Source organism: Ferrovibrio sp. (genome assembly GCF_041906005.1).
GTDB lineage: Bacteria > Pseudomonadota > Alphaproteobacteria > Ferrovibrionales > Ferrovibrionaceae > Ferrovibrio.
In genome coordinates this window covers 2088796-2110374 of sequence record NZ_JAYRJY010000001.1, presented here as the reverse complement: position 1 = coordinate 2110374, position 21579 = coordinate 2088796, and the positions used below count along the sequence as shown (strand labels likewise).

General features: G+C 65.0%; 22 protein-coding genes and 1 tRNA gene. 14 read left to right on the top strand and 9 right to left on the bottom strand.

Annotated features, from left to right (window positions below; all coding sequences use genetic code 11):
* Nucleotides 1-80 precede the first annotated feature (80 nt).
* Nucleotides 81-341 carry a hypothetical protein gene (locus ACE3OO_RS10305; protein ID WP_374302488.1) on the bottom strand — a complete coding sequence of 87 codons (261 nt, stop codon included), beginning with the start codon at nt 339-341 and terminating at the stop codon, nt 81-83.
* Here ACE3OO_RS10305 and rsfS point away from each other — a divergent pair.
* The 8 genes from rsfS to ACE3OO_RS10265 all read left to right on the top strand — a co-directional run bounded on the left by rsfS (nt 325) and on the right by ACE3OO_RS10265 (nt 8210).
* Nucleotides 325-774: a ribosome silencing factor gene (rsfS, locus tag ACE3OO_RS10300; protein WP_374302486.1), complete on the top strand. Its 450-nt coding sequence runs from the start codon at nt 325-327 to the stop codon at nt 772-774. The genes ACE3OO_RS10305 and rsfS overlap by 17 nt on opposite strands.
* A 44-nt stretch (nt 775-818) precedes the next feature.
* Nucleotides 819-1289: a 23S rRNA (pseudouridine(1915)-N(3))-methyltransferase RlmH gene (gene rlmH, locus ACE3OO_RS10295; RefSeq protein WP_374302484.1), complete on the top strand. Its 471-nt coding sequence runs from the start codon at nt 819-821 to the stop codon at nt 1287-1289.
* A 109-nt stretch (nt 1290-1398) separates the two neighbouring features.
* A complete protein-coding gene (gpmI, locus tag ACE3OO_RS10290; RefSeq protein WP_374302482.1) occupies nt 1399-2985 on the top strand; it encodes a 2,3-bisphosphoglycerate-independent phosphoglycerate mutase in 1587 nt (528 codons plus the stop codon).
* A complete protein-coding gene (locus ACE3OO_RS10285) occupies nt 2963-4180 on the top strand; it encodes a murein hydrolase activator EnvC (protein ID WP_374302481.1) in 1218 nt (405 codons plus the stop codon). Before gpmI ends, ACE3OO_RS10285 begins: the two co-directional genes overlap by 23 nt.
* Nucleotides 4180-5493: a S41 family peptidase gene (locus ACE3OO_RS10280; RefSeq protein ID WP_374302479.1), complete on the top strand. Its 1314-nt coding sequence runs from the start codon at nt 4180-4182 to the stop codon at nt 5491-5493. Before ACE3OO_RS10285 ends, ACE3OO_RS10280 begins: the two co-directional genes overlap by 1 nt.
* A gap of 36 nt (nt 5494-5529) precedes the next feature.
* Nucleotides 5530-6900, top strand: a complete 1371-nt coding sequence (locus tag ACE3OO_RS10275; RefSeq protein ID WP_374302477.1) for a divergent polysaccharide deacetylase family protein — start codon at nt 5530-5532, stop codon at nt 6898-6900.
* Nucleotides 6897-7394, top strand: coding sequence for an RNA pyrophosphohydrolase (locus ACE3OO_RS10270; RefSeq protein ID WP_374302474.1), 498 nt, complete (start codon nt 6897-6899; stop codon nt 7392-7394). Before ACE3OO_RS10275 ends, ACE3OO_RS10270 begins: the two co-directional genes overlap by 4 nt.
* Before the next feature lie 18 nt (nt 7395-7412).
* Entirely contained in the window at nt 7413-8210 is a 798-nt protein-coding gene (locus tag ACE3OO_RS10265) for an alpha/beta hydrolase (protein WP_374302472.1), read from the top strand.
* 3 nt (nt 8211-8213) lie between these two features.
* On the opposite strand, the gene ACE3OO_RS10260 is transcribed toward ACE3OO_RS10265, so the two are convergent.
* Together ACE3OO_RS10260 and ACE3OO_RS10255 are read right to left on the bottom strand one after the other, a co-directional pair.
* Nucleotides 8214-8666, bottom strand: coding sequence for a PAS domain-containing protein (locus ACE3OO_RS10260; protein WP_374302470.1), 453 nt, complete (start codon nt 8664-8666; stop codon nt 8214-8216).
* A 127-nt stretch (nt 8667-8793) separates the two neighbouring features.
* Nucleotides 8794-9615 (bottom strand): ferritin-like domain-containing protein, encoded by an 822-nt coding sequence (locus ACE3OO_RS10255; RefSeq protein WP_374302468.1) that lies wholly within the window; start codon nt 9613-9615, stop codon nt 8794-8796.
* Nucleotides 9616-9737: 122 nt separating this feature from the next.
* Here ACE3OO_RS10255 and arsC point away from each other — a divergent pair, with 122 nt between their 5' ends.
* Nucleotides 9738-10079, top strand: a complete 342-nt coding sequence (gene arsC, locus ACE3OO_RS10250; protein ID WP_374302466.1) for an arsenate reductase (glutaredoxin) — start codon at nt 9738-9740, stop codon at nt 10077-10079.
* Between the two features lie 5 nt (nt 10080-10084).
* Here the strand turns inward: arsC and ACE3OO_RS10245 are convergent, their stop codons facing one another.
* Nucleotides 10085-10855, bottom strand: a complete 771-nt coding sequence (locus ACE3OO_RS10245) for a hypothetical protein (protein WP_374302464.1) — start codon at nt 10853-10855, stop codon at nt 10085-10087.
* Between the two features lie 121 nt (nt 10856-10976).
* Between ACE3OO_RS10245 and ACE3OO_RS10240 the strand changes: the two genes are divergently transcribed.
* Entirely contained in the window at nt 10977-11888 is a 912-nt protein-coding gene (locus ACE3OO_RS10240; RefSeq protein ID WP_374302462.1) for a DMT family transporter, read from the top strand.
* Here ACE3OO_RS10240 and fdhF read toward each other — a convergent pair.
* From fdhF to aroA, 4 genes are all read right to left on the bottom strand, one after another.
* Nucleotides 11872-14622, bottom strand: coding sequence for a formate dehydrogenase subunit alpha (fdhF, locus tag ACE3OO_RS10235; protein WP_374302460.1), 2751 nt, complete (start codon nt 14620-14622; stop codon nt 11872-11874). The genes ACE3OO_RS10240 and fdhF overlap by 17 nt on opposite strands.
* Nucleotides 14619-16289, bottom strand: a complete 1671-nt coding sequence (locus ACE3OO_RS10230) for an NADH-ubiquinone oxidoreductase-F iron-sulfur binding region domain-containing protein (protein WP_374302457.1) — start codon at nt 16287-16289, stop codon at nt 14619-14621. Before ACE3OO_RS10230 ends, fdhF begins: the two co-directional genes overlap by 4 nt.
* 84 nt (nt 16290-16373) lie before the next feature.
* Nucleotides 16374-17273 carry a LysR family transcriptional regulator gene (locus tag ACE3OO_RS10225; protein WP_374302455.1) on the bottom strand — a complete coding sequence of 300 codons (900 nt, stop codon included), beginning with the start codon at nt 17271-17273 and terminating at the stop codon, nt 16374-16376.
* A 25-nt stretch (nt 17274-17298) separates the two neighbouring features.
* Nucleotides 17299-18654 carry a 3-phosphoshikimate 1-carboxyvinyltransferase gene (aroA, locus tag ACE3OO_RS10220; protein WP_374302453.1) on the bottom strand — a complete coding sequence of 452 codons (1356 nt, stop codon included), beginning with the start codon at nt 18652-18654 and terminating at the stop codon, nt 17299-17301.
* Nucleotides 18655-18839: 185 nt separating this feature from the next.
* Between aroA and ACE3OO_RS10215 the strand changes: the two genes are divergently transcribed.
* Nucleotides 18840-19166: a TIGR02300 family protein gene (locus tag ACE3OO_RS10215; protein ID WP_374302451.1), complete on the top strand. Its 327-nt coding sequence runs from the start codon at nt 18840-18842 to the stop codon at nt 19164-19166.
* A gap of 119 nt (nt 19167-19285) precedes the next feature.
* Nucleotides 19286-19361 (top strand) — tRNA-Ala (locus tag ACE3OO_RS10210).
* Nucleotides 19362-19430: 69 nt separating this feature from the next.
* Here ACE3OO_RS10210 and ACE3OO_RS10205 read toward each other — a convergent pair.
* Complete coding sequence (locus ACE3OO_RS10205) at nt 19431-19631, bottom strand: hypothetical protein (RefSeq protein ID WP_374302448.1); 201 nt, start codon at nt 19629-19631, stop codon at nt 19431-19433.
* Between the two features lie 183 nt (nt 19632-19814).
* Between ACE3OO_RS10205 and ACE3OO_RS10200 the strand changes: the two genes are divergently transcribed.
* Both ACE3OO_RS10200 and ACE3OO_RS10195 read left to right on the top strand, forming a co-directional pair.
* Nucleotides 19815-20303: a PAS domain-containing protein gene (locus tag ACE3OO_RS10200; protein WP_374302445.1), complete on the top strand. Its 489-nt coding sequence runs from the start codon at nt 19815-19817 to the stop codon at nt 20301-20303.
* Between the two features lie 86 nt (nt 20304-20389).
* Nucleotides 20390-21382, top strand: a complete 993-nt coding sequence (locus tag ACE3OO_RS10195; RefSeq protein ID WP_374302442.1) for a peptidoglycan bridge formation glycyltransferase FemA/FemB family protein — start codon at nt 20390-20392, stop codon at nt 21380-21382.
* The last annotated feature ends 197 nt before the right edge of the window (nt 21383-21579 follow it).

Below are 21579 nucleotides of genomic sequence, written 5' to 3'. Positions count from 1 at the left end.
TCACACGACTTTCATTGTCGGGTAACCCGAGTCGCGATACACTGGACCCGATTCGGCCGCCATACCGGTCGAATCGGGTGTCAGTTTCCGGAGGACTCCATCAAGGAGGACCAAGCCATAGCAACCACCACGACGCGCAAACGCGCTGCCGCGACCGCCGGCTCCAAGCCCAAGGCCGCTTCCACCGCAAAGAATTCAGCCGGCAAGAGTTCAGCCGGCAAGACGCCTGCCGGAAAGACCAAATCAGCCGCAAAGCCGGTCCCCAAGACCAAGGCACCGGCCAAAAGCACGGCGCCAGCCAAGGGCGCGGCGAAAAAGAAGACGGTGACCAGCGCCGTCACCAAAGCCGCCAAGGCTGCATCCAAGCCGAAGCCCGCCAAAAAGCCGATTGATCCGAAAAAAGCCGAAGCCCGCCGCGCCGCCATCCCGGCCGCGGTGATCAAGCTGCACAAGCTGATCCTGAAATCGCTGGACGACGACAAGGCGGAAGACATCGTCTCGATCGAGCTGACCGGCAAGTCGTCGATTGCCGATTTCCTCGTTGTCGCCTCGGGCCGGTCCTCGCGCCAGGTGGCGGCCATCGCCGAGCATCTGGTGGAGCGCATCACCCGGGAAACCGGCAAGAAGGTGCGCGCCGAAGGCAAGGCGGTGGGCGACTGGGTGCTGATCGATACCGGCGACATCGTCGTGCATATCTTCAGGCCGGAAGTGCGCAGCTTCTACAATCTGGAAAAGATGTGGGGCGCCGCCATTCCCGAGCCCGCTGCGGCCTGATGCCAACATCGCTCCGGTTCCAGCCGGAGCGATGAAAACCACCCATGAAGATCACGGTTGCCTGCATCGGTAGGGCTGGCCGGGCCAAGCACGACGCGGCCCAGAGCCTGATCGATTCCTATCGCGAGCGTTTGCCCTGGCCGGTGACCATCCGCGAGGTGGAAGACCGCAAACAGGGTGGCAGTGTGACCGAGCGCAAGGCGCGCGAGGCCGAATTGCTGCTGGCGGCCGTGCCGAAGGGCGCCGTGCTGGTGGCGATGGACGAGCGGGGCAAAAGCCTGTCCAGCCGGCAATTCGCCGAAATCCTGGAGAAATGGCGCGACGGCGGCGAACAGGACGTGGCTTTCCTGATCGGCGGTGCCGACGGGCTGGACCCCGCCCTGACGGCCAGGGCCCGGCTAACACTGTCGCTGTCGGCCATGACTTGGCCGCATTTGCTGGCCAGGGTGATGCTGCTGGAACAGCTCTACCGGGCCTGGAGCCTGCAGACCGGACATCCCTATCACCGCGACTGACCGCCATGATTGGTGGAATCGATCACGGCGATGGGAAAGCCCGGCGTGACGGCGCTGCCCGGTTGCGCTATGTAAGGCCCGAATTCCCACCGCTTTTCCGCCTTGAGCCATGACCGAGACCGCCGAAGCCAAGAAACCCGTCGTTTTGTGCATCCTGGACGGCTGGGGCCTGCGCGAGGACCCGACCGACAATGCACTGGCCCAGGCCCGGCTGCCCAATTACCGACGGCTGCTGGAGACCCGCCCCTTTGCCCGCATGGGCACTTCGGGCCGCGATGTGGGCCTGCCGGACGGACAGATGGGCAATTCGGAAGTGGGCCACATGAATATCGGCGCCGGCCGTATCGCCGTGCCCGATCTGGGCCGGCTGGACAATGCCGTGGCCGATGGCAGCCTGGCGACCAACCCGGCCGTCACCGGCCTGATCGCCAAACTGAAGCAAAGCGGCGGCGCCCTGCATCTGCTGGGTCTGCTGTCGGATGGCGGCGTGCATTCACACCAGGACCACATGGCCGCGCTGGCGAAGATCGTTGCCGCTGCCGGCGTCAAGGTGTGGATCCACATGTTCGCCGATGGCCGCGACACGCCGCCGAAAAGCGCGCTGGGTTTCCTGGCCCAGGTGCGCCAGCAGATCGCGGGCATCAACGGCATCGGCTTTGCCACCGTTTCCGGGCGCTTCTATGCCATGGACCGCGACAAGCGCTGGGAACGTGTGGCCCAGGCCTATGACGCGCTGGTGGATGCCAGGGGCAAGGCGGCGGCCAGCGCCGAGGCCGCTGTCGAACAGGGTTATGCCGCAGACGAGACCGACGAATTCATCACTCCCACCGCCATTGCGGGCTTTGGCGGCATGAAGGATGGCGACGGCGTGCTGATGGCGAATTTCCGCGCCGACCGTGCGCGTGAAATCCTTACGGCGTTGCTCGATCCACATTTCGACGGCTTCAACCGCGGCCGCGTGGTGCGGTTTGCCGGCGCCGTGGGCGTGACGGAATATTCGGCGCAGCTCAACGAATTCCTCGCGACTGCTTTTCCGCCGGTGCGTTATCCGCTCACACTGGGCGAGGTGCTGGCGAAAGCCGGCAAGACACAGCTGCGCATCGCCGAAACCGAGAAATACGCCCATGTCACTTTCTTCATGAATGGCGGCGAGGAGCAGACATTCCCCGGTGAGGACCGCATCCTGGTGCCGTCGCCGAAGGTGAAGACCTATGATCTGCAGCCGGAAATGTCGGCGCCGGAAGTGACCGACAAGCTCACGGCGGCGATCACCTCGGGCCAATACGACCTGATCATCGTGAACTATGCCAACCCGGACATGGTGGGCCATACCGGCTCGATGCCGGCCGCGATCAAGGCTGCTGAAACCGTGGATGCCTGCGTCGGCCGCGTCGAGGAGGCCGTGAAACAGATGGACGGCGTGATGCTGATCACCGCCGATCACGGCAACCTGGAAGAGATGATGGACCGCAGCAGCGGCCAGGCCCATACGCAGCACACCACCAATCCGGTGCCGCTGCTGCTGACCGGCGGCGCACGCACCGATGCCTATGCTTTAAGCGACGGCCGGCTGTGCGACATCGCGCCGACCCTGCTGCATTTCCTCGGCCTGCCACAACCGGCCGAGATGACCGGACATTGCCTGGCCAAGCCCGGTGCGGCCGCCAGCCAGAATGCCACCCGCCGCCTTGCGTAAATTCACGTCGTCGCTGGCACTGCTGACGCTGCTGGTGGCGGCCAGCGGCCCCGCGCAGGGCCAGGCGCCACAGCAGCAATTGCAGGACGTGCAGAAGCGGCTGGAGCAGAGCCGCCAGCGCGAGCGCGAACTGGGCCAGGAAGCCGCCAAACTGGCGCAGAAGCAGCGCGATCTGCAAAAGAGACTGGTGGTTGCCGCCAGAAAGCTGCAGGCCCAGGAAGACCTGGTGTCGCAGAGCGAGGACAAGCTGGCCCGCCTGATCACCGACGAGAAAGCCGCCGGCCAGGCCCTGGACGCCCGGCGCGGCGAACTGGCCGAAACGCTGGCCAGCCTGGCGCATCTGAGCCGGCAACCGCCGGAAGCCATGGTGCTTGCGCCCGGTTCGGCGCTGGATATGGTGCGCGCCAGCCAGTTGATGGCCGCCCTGGTGCCGGAAATCGAGCAGCGTGCCGCCCGCCTGAAAGACGAATTGACCCGCCTGGGCAAGCTGCGGCAGGGCGTGGCGGCCGAGCAGGAGCGACTGGGCCGGGCGATCGAGCAGCTAGACCGCGAACGGAGGGATCTGGAATTCCTGCAGGCCGAAACCGCGGCGGCAGCCCAGGAAACCGCGGAACAGCGCGATTCCGAGCGCGAGAAATCAAGCCAGCTGGCAGCCCAGGCGAAGGACCTGCGCGCCCTGGTCGACCGCCTGCTGGAGCAGGAGCGCCGCGAGGCCGAACGCCGCGCTGCCGAGGCACGCAACCGCGGCACGGCGCCCAAGGGCGGCGACCGCGACCCGCCAGAGGCCTATGCCGCCCTGGAAGGGTCTGCGGCCCTGCCGGCCCGGGGCCGGGTGGTCGGCCGCTTCGGCCAGTCGGACGAAAATGGCGTTCCGCTGCGCGGAATCCGCATCGAGGCGCGGCCGGGCGCCCAGGTGATCGCGCCGGCTGACGGCAAAGTGATGTTCGCCGGACCGTTCCGCGGTTACGGGCAACTCTTGATTATCGCCCATGGCGGTGGATACCATAGCTTATTGGCGGGATTTGGACGGATCGACCGTAGCGTCGGCCAATGGGTTCTCGCCGGCGAGCCGGTTGGCCTGATGGGCAACTCCCCGGGCGAAAAACCCGTCCTATATCTTGAACTGAGGCGCAAGGGCGAAACGGTCAATCCGCTGCCCTGGCTGGCCTCAGGCGACAGAAAGGTAAGCGGCTGATGCGCAATTTCCTCCTCGGCGGTGTCTGTGCCTTCGCTTTGATGGGCTCGGTTGCGCTGTTTGCCGCGCCCAGCAAGGTGGGCAACCTGCAGGCCAACGAAACCTATCGGCAGCTCAACCTGTTCGGCGAGATCTTCGAGCGGGTGCGCAACGATTATTACAAGGAGACCAAGGACGACGAGCTGATGGAGGCCGCCATCAATGGCATGCTGGCCTCGCTCGACCCCTATTCGGTCTACCTGCCGCCGCGCAATTTCCAGGAAGCCCGGGTACAGACACGCGGCGAGTTCGGCGGGCTGGGCATCGAGGTGACACAGGAGAACGGTTTGGTGAAGGTGGTGTCGCCGATCGACGACACACCGGCACAGAAGGCCGGCCTGCTGACCGGCGACATGATCACCCATCTGGATGGCGAACCGGTGATGGGCAAGTCGCTGCAGGAATCCATCGAGAAGATGCGCGGCGCGCCCAACACCAATATCGTGTTGACCATCCGCCGCGGCAATGACAGCGCGGCCAAGACCTTCGACGTGAAAATCACCCGCGCGGTGATCAAGACACGCGTGGTGCGGTCGCGCCGCGAAGGCGAATTCGCCTATCTGCGTATCTCGTCGTTCAACGAACACACCACGCAGGACCTGGTGGCCGCCATCGACAAGCTGAAAGCCGAAATGGGGCCGGAGCTGAAAGGCTACATCATCGACCTGCGCGACAATCCCGGCGGCCTGCTGGACCAGGCCATCTCGGTGTCGGACACGTTCCTGAATCAGGGCGAGATCGTTTCGACCCGCGCGCTGCGCGCCAGCGCCGACGAGGGCCAACGCTACAACGCCAAACGTGGCGACGTCGCCGACAGCAAGCCGATGGCGGTGCTGATCAATGGCGGCTCGGCATCGGCGTCTGAAATCGTCGCCGGCGCGCTGCAGGACCATCACCGCGCCGTGCTGGTGGGCAACACCACCTTCGGCAAGGGCCTGGTGCAGACCATGATCCCGCTGGGCGAGTTCGGCGGCATGAAGCTGACCACGGCCGGCTATTTCACGCCATCGGGCCGCAGCATCGACAAGGTCGGCATCGTGCCCGATGTGGAGGCCTGGAACGAGCGCGACCACCAGATCGCCGCTGCGCTGAAGGCGCGTCGGGAAATGACCGACACGCGCCATACCGAGGACGATGCCAAGCAGCAGCCTGACACCAACAAGGTGCCGGCACCGGCCCAGGTGCAGACGCCCGGTCAGGATGGCCCCGACCTGGTGCTGCAGGCTGCCATCGAAGTGCTGCGCGCGCCGCCCAAGCCGTCTGCCCGCAAGTGAGCGGCGGGCGCCACAGATCAGCAGAAGGCTGACCCGATGGCCGATCAATCCGACCTGCATGCCGATCCCGAGGATCGGGCGGTGCCAGGCCCTGCAGCGAAACAGGGCCTGTTGAAACGCCTGTTCGGCGGCCTTGGCCGCAGGCGGCGGCAGGCCGGCCAAATGAACGGCGCGGGAGACATGCATGCCGACGACATGCATGTGCTGCAGACAGACGACGATCAGGATGCCGACCTGATCCAGACGATCACGCGCGCCGAAGACGACATCCCGGCTGCGCCGCCCCGCCGCAAGGGCTTCAAGCACAAGCTGGCGGCGCTGTTCCGCATCATCGGCCTGATCCTCTGGCCACCCTTCCTGCGCGGCGATTTCGGCACGGTGAACCGGCGCCTGCTGCTGACGGCCTGGACCGCCGTGCTGCTGATGCTGGCCGGCGTGGGCGGCTGGCTGGTCACCACCGGCGAAACCCTGACATCGCTGCCCGGCTCGGAAGTGATCATCGGCGTGGCCCGCCTGGCCCTGCCGCCCGAAGCGCGGCTGGCGCCCGACCAGAAAACCGACAAGGCCGCGCCACCGCCCGCCATCGGCCGGCTGCCGAGCGGGCTGCTGGTGGCCCCCGACCCCAATCTCAGCGAAGCCACGCCGCGCGGCCTGATCCCGAAGATCGGTGCCGACGGGCGCCAGCCCTGGAGCGCCTATGCGCGGCCCTTCGACGAGCCGGCAACACGGCCACGGCTGGCCATCGTGCTGCAGGATATGGGCCTGAACGTGCAACTCACCACACTGGCCGCCGAACGGCTGCCGCCAGCGATCACCTTTGCCTTCAATCCCTATGCGCCCGACCTGGCGGTGCAGATCGAACGTGCGCGCAGTGCCGGTCACGAAGTTCTGCTCGGCATGCCGATGGAACCCTTCGACTATCCGACCAGCGATCCCGGCCCCTATACCCTGCTGACCAGCCTGAGCGACCAGGAAAATGTGCGCCGGCTGGACTGGTTGCTGGCGCGGGCCAGCGGCTATATCGGCTTCACCAACCTGATGGGCGGCAAATACACCTCCTCGCCCGAGCATATGCGTGGCATCGCGCTGAAACTCAAAGAGCGCGGCCTGATGTTCGTCGATACCCGCGTGGCGCCGCGCAGCGTGGCCGCGAAGATCATGCGCGATGCCGGGGGCGTCTATGCTTTCGTCAACCGGCAGATCGATGCACAGCCCGGCGCACAGACCATCGATGCGCGCCTGGACGAACTGGAGCGCACCGCCCGCGCCGGCGGCATTGCCATCGGCAGCGCGCAGCCCTATCCGGTGACGCTGGATCGCCTGCTGGCCTGGGCGGGGAAGCTGGATGCCAAGGGCATCTCGCTGGCCCCGGTTTCGGCCATCGCCAATCGCCAAACCCCGGAGTGAAGCCTGCCATGAGTGCTGCCGCCGATGCGCGCCCCTATCGCGAAGGCGTCGGGATTGCGCTGCTCAATCGCGACGATCTGGTTTTTGTCGGCCAGCGCATCGACCAGACGGCGGAAGCCTGGCAGATGCCGCAAGGCGGCATCGACCCCGGCGAAGACCCGCTGCAGGCGGCCCTGCGCGAAATGGAAGAAGAGATCGGCGTGCCTGCCAAGCTGGCCGAGGTGATCGCCGAAAGCCGCGGCTGGCTGTCCTATGACTTGCCGGCCGACCTGGCCGACAAGGTGTGGAAGGGCCGTTATCGCGGCCAGCGGCAGAAATGGTATCTCGCGCGTTTCAAGGGCCGCGACAGCGACATCAATATCGAAACGCCGCATCCCGAATTCAAGGAATGGCGCTGGCTGCCTTTCCGGCAATTGCCCGACCTGATCGTGCCGTTCAAGCGACCGATCTATGAACTGATCGTCGCCGAATTCGCCGACCGCGTTCGCAGTTGAAGCCGGAAGGATGGCGTTATGAGCAAGGGCGATATCCTGCTGCTGCATGGCGCCTTTGCCGGCGGCTGGGTGTTCGAACGGCTGCGCGGCGAGCTCAATCGCCGTGGCTGGAAAACCCATGCGCCCGACCTGCCCTTCCATGACGCGGAATTCGCCGGCCAGCCACCGCACCCCGACCTGCATCGCCAGGGCGTGGACGATTATCGCCGTTTCCTGGAAGCCGAGATCGCGCGCCTGATGCAGGGCGGCAGCCCACCGCCGGTGTTGGTGGGCCATTCGCTGGGCGGCCTACTGGCGCAGCAACTGGCCGCGCGCAATCTGGCCCGGGCCGCCGTGCTGCTGGCGCCGGTGGCGGCCTGGGGAACGCTGCCGCACAGTATGGCGGAAATAGGCGGCGCCATTGGCCTGCTGCTGAAAACCGGCAACCTGCGCAGCAAGGCATTGCCGCCCGATTATCAACTGGCCGAACATTATTCGATGGACCGTATTCCGCCTGCCCTGCGGCGCGACAGTTTCGCCCGCCTGGTGCCGGAATCGGGTCGCGTGCTGTTCGAGACGCTGACCTGGTGGCTGGACTGGCATGCCGCCACCCATGTCAGTGCCCATCGCGTGCAGATCCCCATGCTGGTGCTGGCCGGCAGCGATGACAAGGTGACGCCTGCCGTCACCTGCCGCAGCGTGGCCCGACAATATTCCGGCCGCGCGGTCTTCCGCGAGGTGCCGGACCTGAGCCACTTCATTTTCGGCGAGCCGAAGGAAGATGAGGTGAATGCCATGATCGCCGACTGGATCGACGAACACGCCATGGCCGCTTAAAGCTCAGACCACCGCAACGCGCACGCCACACCCGAGCACGATATCGACGTCTGCGCCATCGCTGGACAACGGCAGCAGCACGGCCTGGAAACGGTGCCTGCGGCTGTCGACCACGTAATCATAGGACAAGGTGCGCATCTCGCCCTCGCTGACCACGGCACGATATAGATCCAGCAACTCGTCGCGGAATTCGCGATTGGCAATCTCGTCCAGCCAATGCCCGGTCAGGTCGCCACCGTGATAGAAAACGAATTCGGTACCGAACAGGCGATAACGGAAACGGGGCGGCGCGCTATCGGATTGCGGCACCACATCCACCATCAGGATGTGGCCGAGCAGCGGCTTGAGTTCCAGCGGATCGATATCAGTTCGCGAGGCAAAGCGCCGGCTTGCGCGTTTACCCGCCCAATACTGCAGCAGCCATTGCAATTGCGGATCGAGATCCGCCTCGGCCACTGGCGTAATGTGACGATGAGCCCCCGGTATTTCCTGCCCCATGCAAGCAACGGTAGCCCGCCCGGCGGAATGCGCAAGGCCGGAGCCGGCGGATACGGCAAAAAGTCGGTTGCGGTTGGCCGCTGCCTTATGCCGCGGCGATAGAGGCCAGGCGGCGCTGGCGCCATTGCAGCATGCGCCAGGCCAGGGCACCAAACCAGCGGCTGAACCAGCCCTGGGGATTCAGGTCGCAGGCCTTGAAGGCCATGGCCAATCCACGCTGGATATGACCGAAGCGATAGACCGCGCTGGCGCGCAGCTCATAGGCCGCGCTCTGTTTCGCGCGATCATATTCGCCCTGGCAACCATTGCCGCACCAGTAGGCCATGGCGAGCTCGTCGTCGCTGGCTTCCTGCATGCGCCCCAGAGCGACGCGCAGGCGGCTGAGTTTGCCCAGCGGCTGATTACGTTGATAGCGCTGCAGGTGTTCGTAGAACAGCTTGAAATGCCGGAATTCGTCGGCGGCGATCTTGGCCGCGATCAGCTTCAGCAGCGGCTCGTCGGTGGCATCGCGGATCGCGCTGTAGAAACTGGAGGTGCCACATTCCACCACGCAGCGCGCCACCAGTTCGCCGTTGCGGCTGCCGCGCACGGAGGCCGTGGCCTCCAGCGGCAGGCGGTAATGCTCGGTGAAGCGCTTCAGCGCCAGAGCGGGGTCGAAATCCGGGTCGGCGATCTGGGCCCAGCGGGCCAGCGCCTGGCCGTGCTGCACCTCCTCGACGCCCCATTGCCGCACCACGGCACAGAATTCGGGGTCGTCGGCGAAGACGTTGCACAGATAGGTGACGTAATCGTCGGCGTTATGTTCGACCAGGGCCGCGGCCTTGACTGCGCGCAACAGCTCAGGATCGACCTTCGAGGGGTCGAAACTGGTCCAGGGCAGGTCGTTCAGGGTCCAATGGGCGGCCATGGCTTTCCTATTTATACCCCGGTCATCAAATTGCAACTCTTCCCGGATGCGACTAAGTATCCATCTTCATGGAACTTCTTGGCAGAATGACGACACTGCCGCCCCAAATGACGGAGCCCGCCATGATCGGACCCACGCTGTATCACAATCCGCGCTGCTCCAAATCGCGCCAGGCCCTGGCGATCCTGCAGGCCAGCGGCATCGAACCGCGGATCGTGGAATACCTGAAGACCCCGCCCGATGCCGCAGCGCTCAAGACCCTGCTCGGCCTGCTGAAGCTGCCGGCCAGCGCCGTGCTGCGCAAAAAGGAAGCTGCCGAGGCCGGCATCGACCCAACGGCCGACGAGGCGACGCTGATCAAGGGCATCGCCGCGCATCCGGAAGCGCTGGAACGGCCGATCTTCGTGCATAAGGGCCGCGCCGTGCTGGGCCGCCCGCCTGAGAAGGTACTGGAAATCCTGTAGCCCGGTCACTGCATCGCGGCCGGCCAGTCGAGCCCCTCGCCCTTTTTCAGTTTCCCGGCAAGGCCGGCTTCAACCGCCGGACGGCTTTTCTCCGTCCAGTCGATGACCGACTGAACGAAGGCTTTCTTCCTTTCGTCCTCGGCAACATTCATCACGTTCCAGTCACTGCTTGCCCAGACCGTATTATTTGGCGCTGGAAAGCCTTTTAAGGCTGGATTGAAGTGATAAAGGGCGGAAACGAAATTCGCGCGATCAGACACGACGATGCCGCTGGCAATTGTCACTGGCGGCATGACAATGGCGCGGCTGCGCGCAAAATCGATGGTGTCTTTCCACCACTGTGCCGACGTGGCGCTGACGGTATATATGATGTGATTCACATACTCACAGCTTTTGCTGAGCTGCACATCACGGATGACCTTGGCGTGATGTATTTCAGTGCGCCGGCAAGTCTTGGCATCCGGAACGTTCCAGCCACTGCTCATGGAGCGTTCGTTATAGACAAACACCGTGTATCCACGAACGGCGCTCCCCGTCAGTTGCGCAAGTGTGACAACCATTGAAGCGCCGGGAACCGTGCCGTCCGTCCGCGTCAGATTGGTGGAAGCCTGAAAGCCGGATACCGTCCACTCTCCCGCCGGAAGCGGCATCTGCACGCCGCCGATGTCGATATTGCCGCTGTACGTCTGGCCGATGGCCCATTTCGGCTGCGCCCATCCAGGCGGAATCCAGCCGGCAGCCAGCATGGCTGCCAGCCCCAAGATCGAACGCCGCATACATGCCCCCATAGGTTTACTGTTTTTGGATTCATACCAATCAAATTGGTGCAACAACAAGCCGATTGCCTATCCCAGTCCCTGCGTTAAATTATCAGCACACGAACGGAAGCGCCCCCTGATGACAGACACCTCCGCGGCAGCCCCCGCCCCGCCGCATCACGGCATTTCCGCCTATTCGATGATCCTGCTGGCATTGTTGACCCTGTTCTGGGGCGTCAACTGGCCGATCATGAAGCTGGCGCTGAACGAGATTCCGGTCTTCACCTTTCGCGCCTTCTGCCTGGGCGGCGGTGCCTTGGGCCTGTTTGCCATCGCCATCTGGAAACGCATGCCGCTGGGCATCCCACGCCGCTATCTGTGGAAGCTGACGGCGATCAGCCTGTTCAACATCGCGGGCTGGAATGTCTTTGTGCTTTACGGCCTCTCAATGCTGCCGGCCGGACGCACGACGATCCTGGCCTTCACCATGCCTTTGTGGCTGGTGCCGATGAGCGTGGTGTGGCTGCACGAACGCCTGACCGGTTGGAAACTTGCCGGCCTTGCCATCGGCCTGAGCGGCCTGATCGTGCTGGTGGGTGGCGAATGGCATGCCATGGCAAGTGCACCGCTGGGCGTGGCTTTGGTGCTAGCGGCCGCCGTGTGCTGGGCCATCGGCACGCTACTGACCAAGCTGTGGCTGGTGCCGATGGCGGCCGTGCCCTTCGTGGGCTGGCAGATGGTGCTGGGCGGCATCCCGATCTTCCTGATGGCCCCCGTGCTGGAAGCCGACCGCTGGACCGCCTATTCCGGCATCGCCTGGGGCGCGGTGATCTACAATGCCTCGATCTGCTTCGTGTTCTGCTACTGGGCCTGGAACACGCTGGTGCGCATCCTGCCCGCCGGCATCAGCGGGCTATCGACGCTGATGATCCCGGTGGTGGGCGTGTTCTCGTCGATGTGGATGCTGGGTGAGCAGCCGCAATGGCCGGAATTCGCCGCGCTGGCGCTGGTGGCAGCCGCTTTGGGTCTGATCCTCAAGCCGGCGCGCTGACACTTCCCGCTGCCGGCTCCACACGGGCTGCGCAGAACTTGAATTCCGGGATCTTGCCGAAAGGATCGAGCTGCGGATTGGTCAGCAGGTTGGCCGCAGCTTCGGCGAAGGCGAAGGGAATGAACACCAGCCCTTCCGCGACGTCGCGATCAGCGCGGGCCTTCAGTTCGATGCTGCCTCGCCGGGTGGAGACGCGGATTCGCCCGCCGGCAGCCACGCCCAGTTTCACCAGATCGCGCGGATGCAGCGATGCAGTGGCCTCGGGCTCAAGCGCATCGAGATGCGTCGCGCGCCGCGTCATCGCGCCGGTATGCCAATGTTCAAGCAGGCGGCCGGTGGTGAGCACCATGGGATAGTCGGCGTCAGGCAATTCGGCTGGCGGCGAAACTTTCGTGGGCACGATGCGCGCGCGACCATCCTGCGTGGGAAAGCCGTCGCCGAAGATGATGTCATGCCCGCGCGGATAGGTGACGGCGCCCTCCGATTCCAGCCGATCCCAGGTGATGCCGGCCAATGAGGGCATCAGGGATGCCATCTCGGCATAGACCTCTTTCGGATGCGCATACTGCCAGCCCAGCCCCATGCGCTGGGCGATGGCCTGCACCAGTTCCCAATCCTGCCGGGCCTCGCCAGGCGGCTTGAGCGCGGCACGGCCAAGCTGCACCCGGCGGTCGGTATTGGTGAAGCTGCCGGTCTTTTCGGCGAAGGCCGAGGCCGGCAGCACCACATCGGCATGGAAAGCCGTCTCGGTGAGGAAGATATCCTGCACCACGAGGTGATCGAGCCCGGCCAGCGCCGCACGCGCATGGGCGACATCGGGATCCGACATCGCCGGATTCTCACCCATGATATACATGCCGCGGATCTCGCCCTGCAGCGCCGCATGCATGATCTCGACCACGGTGAGGCCGCGTTTGGGATCAATGGCGGTGCCCCACACGGCCTCGAAAGCCTGGCGACGGGCGGCATCCTCCACCGACTGGTAATCGGGCAGCACCATGGGGATCAAGCCGGCATCTGAAGCCCCTTGAACATTGTTCTGGCCGCGCAGGGGATGCAGTCCGGTGCCGGGCCGGCCGACCTGGCCGCTGATCAGCGCCAGCGCGATCAGGCAGCGGGCATTATCCGTGCCATGCACATGCTGCGACACGCCCATGCCCCAGAAGATCAACGATGCTTTCGACGTGGCATAAAGCCTGGCCACGGCGCGGATGATATCAGGCGCGATGCCGCAGAGCGGCGCCATCGCCTCGGGCGTGGCGTCCTGCACGGCCTGCTCCAGGTCGGGGAAGCCATCGACGAAACGCTGGATATAAGCCGGATTGGCCAGTCCCTCGGCGACGATCACGTTGAGCATCGCATTGAGCAGCGCCACATCCGAACCGGGCTTGAATTTCAGATTGTAGGCGGCGTAGCGCGACAATGCCTGGCCGCGCGGGTCGATCACCACCAGCTTAGCACCCCTCTGCCGTACCGCATTCTTGATAAAGGTGGCGGCGACGGGATGGTTCACCGTGGGATTGGCGCCGATCACGATGATGACCTCGGCATCCATGGCGGCGGCAAAGGGCGCAGTGACGGCGGCCGAGCCAACGCCTTCCATCAGCGCCGCCACCGACGAGGCATGGCAGAGCCGCGTGCAGTGATCGACATTGTTGGTGCCGAAACCGGTGCGCACCAGCTTCTGGAACAGATAGGCTTCTTCATTCGAGCCCTTGGCCGAACCAAAGCCGGCCAGGGCTTGCGGGCCATGCGTGTCGCGGATGTTCACCAGGCCGGCGGCGGCGCGTTCCAGCGCTTCATCCCAGCCCGCTTCGCGGAAATGTGTCCATGGATTCGCGGGATCGACGACGCAGTCCCCATGCTTGGGGGCATCGTCGCGACGGATCAGCGGTTTGGTCAGGCGATGCGGATGGCGCACGTAATCCATGCCAAAGCGGCCCTTGACGCAGAGCCGGCCATGATTGGCCGGGCCGTCGCGGCCGGTGACATACTGAACAGTGTTGTCCTTCACATGCATGGTGAGCTGGCAACCCACGCCGCAGAAGGGACAGAGACTGTCGACCTGTTCCGTCGCTTTCGCCACACCCTTGTTATGCTCATCCACCAGCACGGAAGGCAGCAATGCGCCGGTGGGACAGGCCTGCACGCATTCACCGCAGGCGACGCAGGTGGAACTTCCCATCGGATCCTTCAGATCGAACACGATCTCGGAATGATGGCCGCGGAAGGCCATGCCGATCACATCGTTGCCCTGCACCTCGCGACAGGCGCGCACACAGAGATTGCACTGGATGCAGGCGTCCAGATTCACCGCCATCGCCACATGGCTGCGATCCGGCGGCGGCGCGTGATCGCGGGCCGGAAATCGGCTGGCCGCGATATCCAGCTTTTCCGCCCAGCGCCAGAATTTGGACTCGGCGTCATGTGCCATCTCGCGCGGCGGCTGGTCGGCCAGCAACAATTCGAAGACCAGTTCACGGGCGCGTTTCGCCCGTGCGCTCTCGCTGCTCACCTGCATGCCTTCGGTGGGCATGCGCTTGCAGCTCGGCGCCAGCACGCGCTCGCCCGCGATCTCGACCATGCAGGCGCGGCAATTGCCATCGGCGCGATAGCCGGGCTGCGGCGTGTAGCACAGATGCGGAATCTCGGTGCCCAGCCGTTTGGCCACCTGCCAGATGCTTTCGCCCGGCCGCGCCTCCACCGCGCGGCCATCCAGCATGAAGCGGATCATTTGAAACGCTCCAGCACGGAGAGCAGCGGGTTGGGCGCGGCCTGGCCCAGGCCGCAGATCGAGGCATCGCGCATCACCTGCGCCAGGTCGCGCAACAGGGGCTCGTCCCAGACGGGTTGCGCCATCATTGCGGCGGCCTTCTCGGTGCCGATGCGGCAGGGCGTGCACTGGCCGCAGGATTCATGACGGAAGAAACGCATCAGATTCAATGCCGCCGCCTTCACGTCATCCTGGTCCGACAGCACGATCACGGCCGCCGAGCCGATGAAGCAGCCGTATTTCTCCAGCGTGCCGAAATCGAGCGGGACATCGGCCATGGCGGCGGGCAGGATGCCGCCCGAGGCGCCGCCGGGCAGATAGGCGGCGAAACTGTGGCCCGGCGCCATGCCGCCGCAATACTCCTCGATCAGTTCGTTTGCCGTCAGCCCGGCCGGCGCCAGCTTCACGCCCGGCTGGCGCACACGACCCGAGACGGAATAGCTGCGCAGGCCCTTTGAACCGTTGCGGCCATGCGACAGCCACCAGTCGGCGCCCTTGTCGGCAATCGCCGCCACCCAGTAGAGCGTTTCGACATTGTTGATCAGCGTCGGCCGCCCGAACAGGCCGGCCTGCACCGGATAGGGCGGCTTCTGACGCGGCAGGCCGCGCTTGCCCTCGATGCTTTCCAGCATCGCCGATTCCTCGCCGCAGATATAGGCGCCGGCGCCGCGCCGCAATTCGACATGCAGCCCCTGCAGCAGGCCGGCCTGTTCCAGCGCCTGCAGCTCGGCGCGGATGACATGATGCAGCGCGGGATATTCGTCACGCAGGTAGATATAGGCGGCCTCGGCCTCGATGGCCCAGGCGGCGACCAGCATGCCTTCCAGGAAACCATGTGGTTCGGTTTCCAGGAAGAAGCGGTCCTTCAGCGTGCCGGGTTCGCCCTCGTCGCCATTCACCGCCAGGATGCGCGGTTTGGGTTGCTGCAGCATGGCCTGCCATTTGCGCGCAGTGGGAAAACCGGCACCGCCCATGCCGCGCAGACCGGCCTTCTCCAATTCGGCGAGCAAGGCTGCGCGCGTGAGCGCGCCGCGGCGGCATTGCGCCAGCACGCCATAACCGCCCTCGGCGCGATAGGCCGCCAGCGTCTTGTAGCGCGGCAGCAGCGGATGCACGGCACGCCGCTCATGCGCCGCCGAAAGCTCGTCCAGGCTGGCCGGCGCGAAGACGTTCTTGCCATAGGTGGCGCAGGGCGCGCGATCGCATTGCCCCATGCAGGGCGCACGCAGCACCCGCACGTCATCCCCCAGCCTTTCCGCCTGCGCCGCCAGTTCATCGGCGCCGGCCATGACGCAACTCAAGCTGTCGCAGACGCGAATGGTGATGGCCGGTGGCGGCGCCTCGCCGGCATCCACCACGTCGAAATGGGCATAGAAGGTGGCGGTCTCATACACTTCCGCCAATGGCAGGCGCATCATCTCGGCCAGCGCGGCGAGCAGGTTGGTGGGCAGATGACCTTGCGCGTCCTGGATGCGATGCAGGTATTCCACCAGAAGATCGCGCCGCAAATCGCCGTCCGGCAGCAGGCCGCGCAGGGTGGCATGATCGGCCACGCTGGCCTGACGCCCGCGCGGCAAAGCGCGGCCCTGCCTGTGCGGGCGCGACGGCAATGGGGCAGAGTTGTTCATCTGCCCGATTTTCTGCCCCGGCAGGCCGGGGATCAATACAGGATTTCCGTCGGGCGATAGACGATCTCTATCAGCCGCCCAGGATCAGTTATCCAGGCCATAGGCCGCCGAGAGATGCTTGGCCTCGGCGACCAGGGCGGCCGTCAGGGGCGGCATCGGCTCGCGCTGCGGCACCACCAGCCCGATGGTGTGCACGGCATCGGGTTCGACGATGGGAATCGAGCGCAGAGTTTCGGTCAGACCGAGCGTGTTGGCCAGCTTTTCCGCCATCACGCTGGCCCATTGCCCGGTACGCACATGCGAGAACAGCACAATCATCGAGTTCGATTCCAGCGTGGGCTCGACGGCATTGCCGGCCTCGCGCAGCAGGCGGTCGATGATGCGCCGGTTCTGCATGTCGGGTGTGAGCAGGCAGAGCGGAATGCGGCTGACCTCGGCCCAGGTGACGCTGTCGCGGTCGCCGAGTGGGCTGTCGGCCGAGGTGAGCAGCCGGTATTGCTCGGTATAAAGCGGCACCGTGCGCACGCGCCCCAGCGGTTCATTGTCGATATAGGTGATGCCGGCCTCGATCTCGAGATTGTCGAGCATGGTCAGTACCTCGATGGAGGTGCGCGACAGGATGGTGAATTTCACGTCCGGGTGCTTGGCGCGGTAGGGCGTGGTGAGCGCCGACACCATGCCGAGCGCGGTGGGTATCGCCGCGATGCGCAGATGGCCGGCCAGGCCGCGGGTCAGCGCCTGCACTTCCTGCCGCATGGCGCGTACATCGCCAACGATGCGCCGCGCCCAGTCCAGTACACGCTCACCTTCCGGCGTGAAGCCGAGGAAGCGCGAGCTGCGCTGCACCAACAGGATGCCGAGCGTGTCCTCTAGCTGCTTGATGCCGGCCGACAGGGTGGGTTGTGTGACGCCGCAGGTTTCGGCGGCCTTGCCGAAATTCTTTTCCCGCGCCAGGGCGAGCAGGAATTCCAGCTTGTCGATCATGCGCCCGCGCGGCGCCCGTGCGCGGTCACGCCGCCGGCTCCAGGCTGGCGCCCAGACCCTGCATCAGCGGGATGAAGCCGGGGAAACTGGTATCCATAACGCGGGCATCGTCGATTACGATGCCATCTTTCGCCGCCATGCCCAGCACAAGGAACGACATGGCGATGCGGTGATCGAGTTCCGTGGTGATGCTGGCGCCGCCGGCGGGCGGGCGGCCCTTGCCGCGGATCACCAGACCATCCTCGAATTCATCGAGATCGACACCGCAGGCTTTCAGGCCGCGCGCCATCAGGGCCAGGCGATCGCTTTCTTTCACGCGCAGTTCCTTGGCGCCGCGCACCACGGTATCGCCCTCGGCGCAGGCGGCGGCAGCAAACAGGATCGGGTATTCGTCGATCATGCTGGGGGCGCGCTCGGGCGGCACCGTCACGCCTTTCAGCGGCGCATGGCGCACCAGGATATCGGCCACCGCCTCGCCGCCCTCGTCGCGGCGGTTGGTGATGGTGAAATCGCCGCCCATCTCCTGCAGCGTGTCGAACAGGCCGATGCGTAGCGGATTGAGCCCGACATTCTGCAGTGTGACGGCCGAGCCCGGCACGATGCAGGCCGCCACCATCGGAAAGGCGGCCGACGACGGATCGCCCGGCACGCGGATGCTGGAGGGTTTGAATTCCGGCTGGCCGGTGAGGCGCACGATGCGGCCACCGGTTCTGGTTTTCTCGACTTCAACCGTGGCGCCGAAATGGCGCAGCAGGTTTTCGGTATGGTCGCGGGTTGGTTCCGGCTCGATCACCGTGGTGATGCCCGGCGCGTTCAGACCGGCCAGCAGCACGGCGGATTTCACCTGGGCCGAGGCCACCGGCAATTCATATTCGATGGGCAGGGGATGCGCCGTGCCGATCACGGCCAGTGGCAGCCGGCCGCCGCGCCGGCCTTCGAAGCGGGCGCCGATGCGGCTCAGGGGTTCGATCACCCGGCCCATCGGGCGGCGGCGTAGCGATGCGTCGCCGGTGAAAACAGCCGTGAAATCATGGCTGGCGACCAGGCCCATCACCAGACGGGCGCCGGTGCCGGCATTGCCCATATCGAGCACGTCCTCGGGCTCGCTCAAGCCCCCCACGCCCACGCCCCAGACCCGCCAATCGCCATCCTGCAGGCGTTCGACCTCGGCGCCCATGGCCCGCATGGCGGCAGCCGTGCGCAGCACGTCCTCGCCCTCCAGCAGGCCGGTCACCCGGGTTTCGCCCACGCTGAGCGCCCCAAAGATCAGCGCCCGGTGCGAAATCGACTTATCTCCCGGCACCCGGGCGGCGCCGGTCAGGCCCCGGCTGGCGGGGCGGGCACGAAACGGGCGGGCTTTCTGGTCGGGCGCGGCGGTCATGAAGGGGATCGTCCGGAAGATCGGCAACCGGCTGTGAAAAAAGCCGGATTTACGGGTTGACAGGGCGCGCTTCTTTAACACAATCGCGCCGCCCCGGCCAGCCGGCGGGGGATGGCGCTGCAGCCCGGTTCCGGACCCATGGCCATGGCCGGTTTGGCGGCGCCGATCACATGGAGATTTGCTCGATGGCCAAAGCCGAATGGGGCACCAAGCGTCGTTGTCTGAGTTGCGGCGCCGCGTTCTACGATCTCAACAAATCGCCGATCCTGTGCGCGAAATGCGGCACGGAATTCAACCCGGAAGCGCTGGTGAAAAGCTCGCGCCGCCCGGCCAAGACCGAGGAACCCAAGGTCAAGGCCCCCAAGGTCATCAGCCCCGATGTGCTGGATGCCGAGGTGGAGGATACCGATCTGGGCGATGAAATCCTCGAGGATGCCGACGAGTTCGAGGAAGAGGATGTCGCCGAGGAAATCGACGTCGACGCCGCGCCGGACGCCGAGGAAGAGCGCTGAAAAACCACCCGAAATCGGGCTGACGAAACACTTGCAAAGCAGCGGAGGGCGGCTTATGGTCCGCCCCCGCCGACGGACCCCAAGCCTCCCCCGGGAAGGTGCAAAGTCCGTGATTTAATGGGGCCATAGCTCAGCTGGGAGAGCGCCTGCATGGCATGCAGGAGGTCAGCGGTTCGATCCCGCTTGGCTCCACCAAATCATCTCGTGGCAATCTGCCGAAAAGCCCGCCGCAAGGCGGGCTTTTTCGTTGCCGAATCTGTCGGCCTATTCCAGAAAACAGAGAAGCCCGTAGCAGCTGCCCAGCCAGTCGCGAAACACGAAATACAGCGCGACATCGAGGGCGAGCAGCACAAGCAGCATCGGCACCGCCACGAATTTCAGGAAATAGATCAGCGCCCAGCGCGTGAAACGGGGCGCGGGGATCACATAGCCATGGATTCGGGCGGCGGTGCGAAACAAAGCCATGGCCCAAGCATTAGCCGAGAGCCGCAGCACTGCCCAGAGACGAATGTGGCAGGGACGGCCGTTCAGGCTTGCCCTTGTCAGTTTTCGGAGGAGTTGTCATAGTAAATTCCACATTCTGAGGCAGGATTTTGTGTCGACTGCTCAGGATATTCGTTTAACTGTTCTCCTCCCCCAGGATTCTCCGTGCTCGCGACTGCCCATAGCCGCCTGATCTGGGACCCCGGTCCGGACGATTTCCGTTTTCCGCTGGTCGCCGAGATTCACCGCTACTGGCAGGACCAGCGTCGTGGCCGCCGCCTGCCCGCCCGCGCCGATATCGATCCCATGGCCATGCGCGTGGCGTTGGGCAACATCGCGCTGATCGAGGTGCATTACGAGCCGCTGCGCTTCCGCATTCGCCTGGCCGGCACCTATCAGGCCACCCGTCTGGGGATGGACCCCACCGGCAAGTGGCTGGATGAACTGCCGACGCCGGAATACCGCGACCTGCTGGTCAGCCGCCTGAAGGAAATTGTGGCGCGGCCGGAACCATTGCTGGCCCATAACCGGCAGATGATGGACGACCATTGGTACGATTACGAAGCGCTTTGGCTGCCACTGGCCAATGACGGCGAGACCGTCGACATGGTGATGGCCTGCCAGATTTTCGCCGACGCCCCGCAAGGGGGCTGACCGGAGCGGTTGTCCGGAGCGGTTGACCGGGGCGGCACTGACAAGAACCCTTGCACTGGACGCGGCCGACCGGCATATCCGATCCGATGCAGGCCACCATCACCGCCGAACATTGCAACTCTGCCGCCGCCTGGGCCGCGGCGCATGATGCGATGCGCCAGAGCGTTCTGGAGCAAGGCTGGTGCTATGGCGAAGCAGTGGCGAAGGCTTCAGGCGGCAAGGTGCAACCGCAGCGCTGGATGTTTCGCCGACAGGATCGCGTCATTGCTCTGGCCCAGATTTTCGGGCGCCACATCGGCCCGCTTGGAACATTCATCCGCCTGGTGCGCGGCCCGTTATTCGCGGCCGGCCTCGACCGCGCCAGCCGCGATGCCGTGCTGGCATTGATCCGCAAGCAATATCCATGGCGGCAACGTTGCCTGCTGTGGTGGTTGCCAGAGCTGAATGGCGGTTCTGAATCGGAAAGCGCCATGGCGCAGCTTGGCCTGCGTCCGATGGTGACGGGTTATTCCTCGATCCGGCTGGATCTGTCGCCGCCGATCGAACGCCTGCGCAGCCAGTTGGACGGCAAATGGCGCAATACGCTCAAGACCGCCGAGAAATCCGCACTGCTGCTGGAGGTGGCCAGCCGCGCCGAAGGCACATGGCATGACGAGGCTTTCGCCGCACTGATGGGCGAGCATGACGAGCATCGCCTGGAGAACCGCTTCCTCGGCCCCGACGCGGTTTTCTATTCGGCTTTCGCCGATGCCGTCGGGCGGAACAAAGACATCGATGAAGATGCCCTGCTGCTATGGGCGCATGCCGGCCTGCATCAGGGCAAGGTGCGGCCAATAGCCGGCATCCTGGTACTGCGTCATGGACGCGGCGCCACCTATGCGATGGGCTGGAGCAACGAGGCCGGCCGCCTGGTGAAGGCGCATTACCGGCTGATCTGGCGCGCGGTGGCAGAACTGAAATCGCGCGGCGTGACGCAATTCGATCTGGGCGGCGTGGATACCGAACGCGGCGCCGGCGTAGCGCGTTTCAAACTGGGGCTCGGCGGCGAGGTTTTCACGCTGGCAGGAAGTTTCGTGTAAGCCCGGATTCCTGTCATAAAAGTCGCCGGATTGCCGCGATTTTCGCGGATAAAATGTGATCCATTACCCGCGGGGCAAAAAATTGCCTCCCGGGGGCAGTTTTTTCTTGCATCAGGGGGCCTTTGGCCCCATACCCCCCTCCCAGAGACTGTTTGGAAAGTGGCGCATGGCCGCCGGCAATTTCCGCTTTTTGCCGG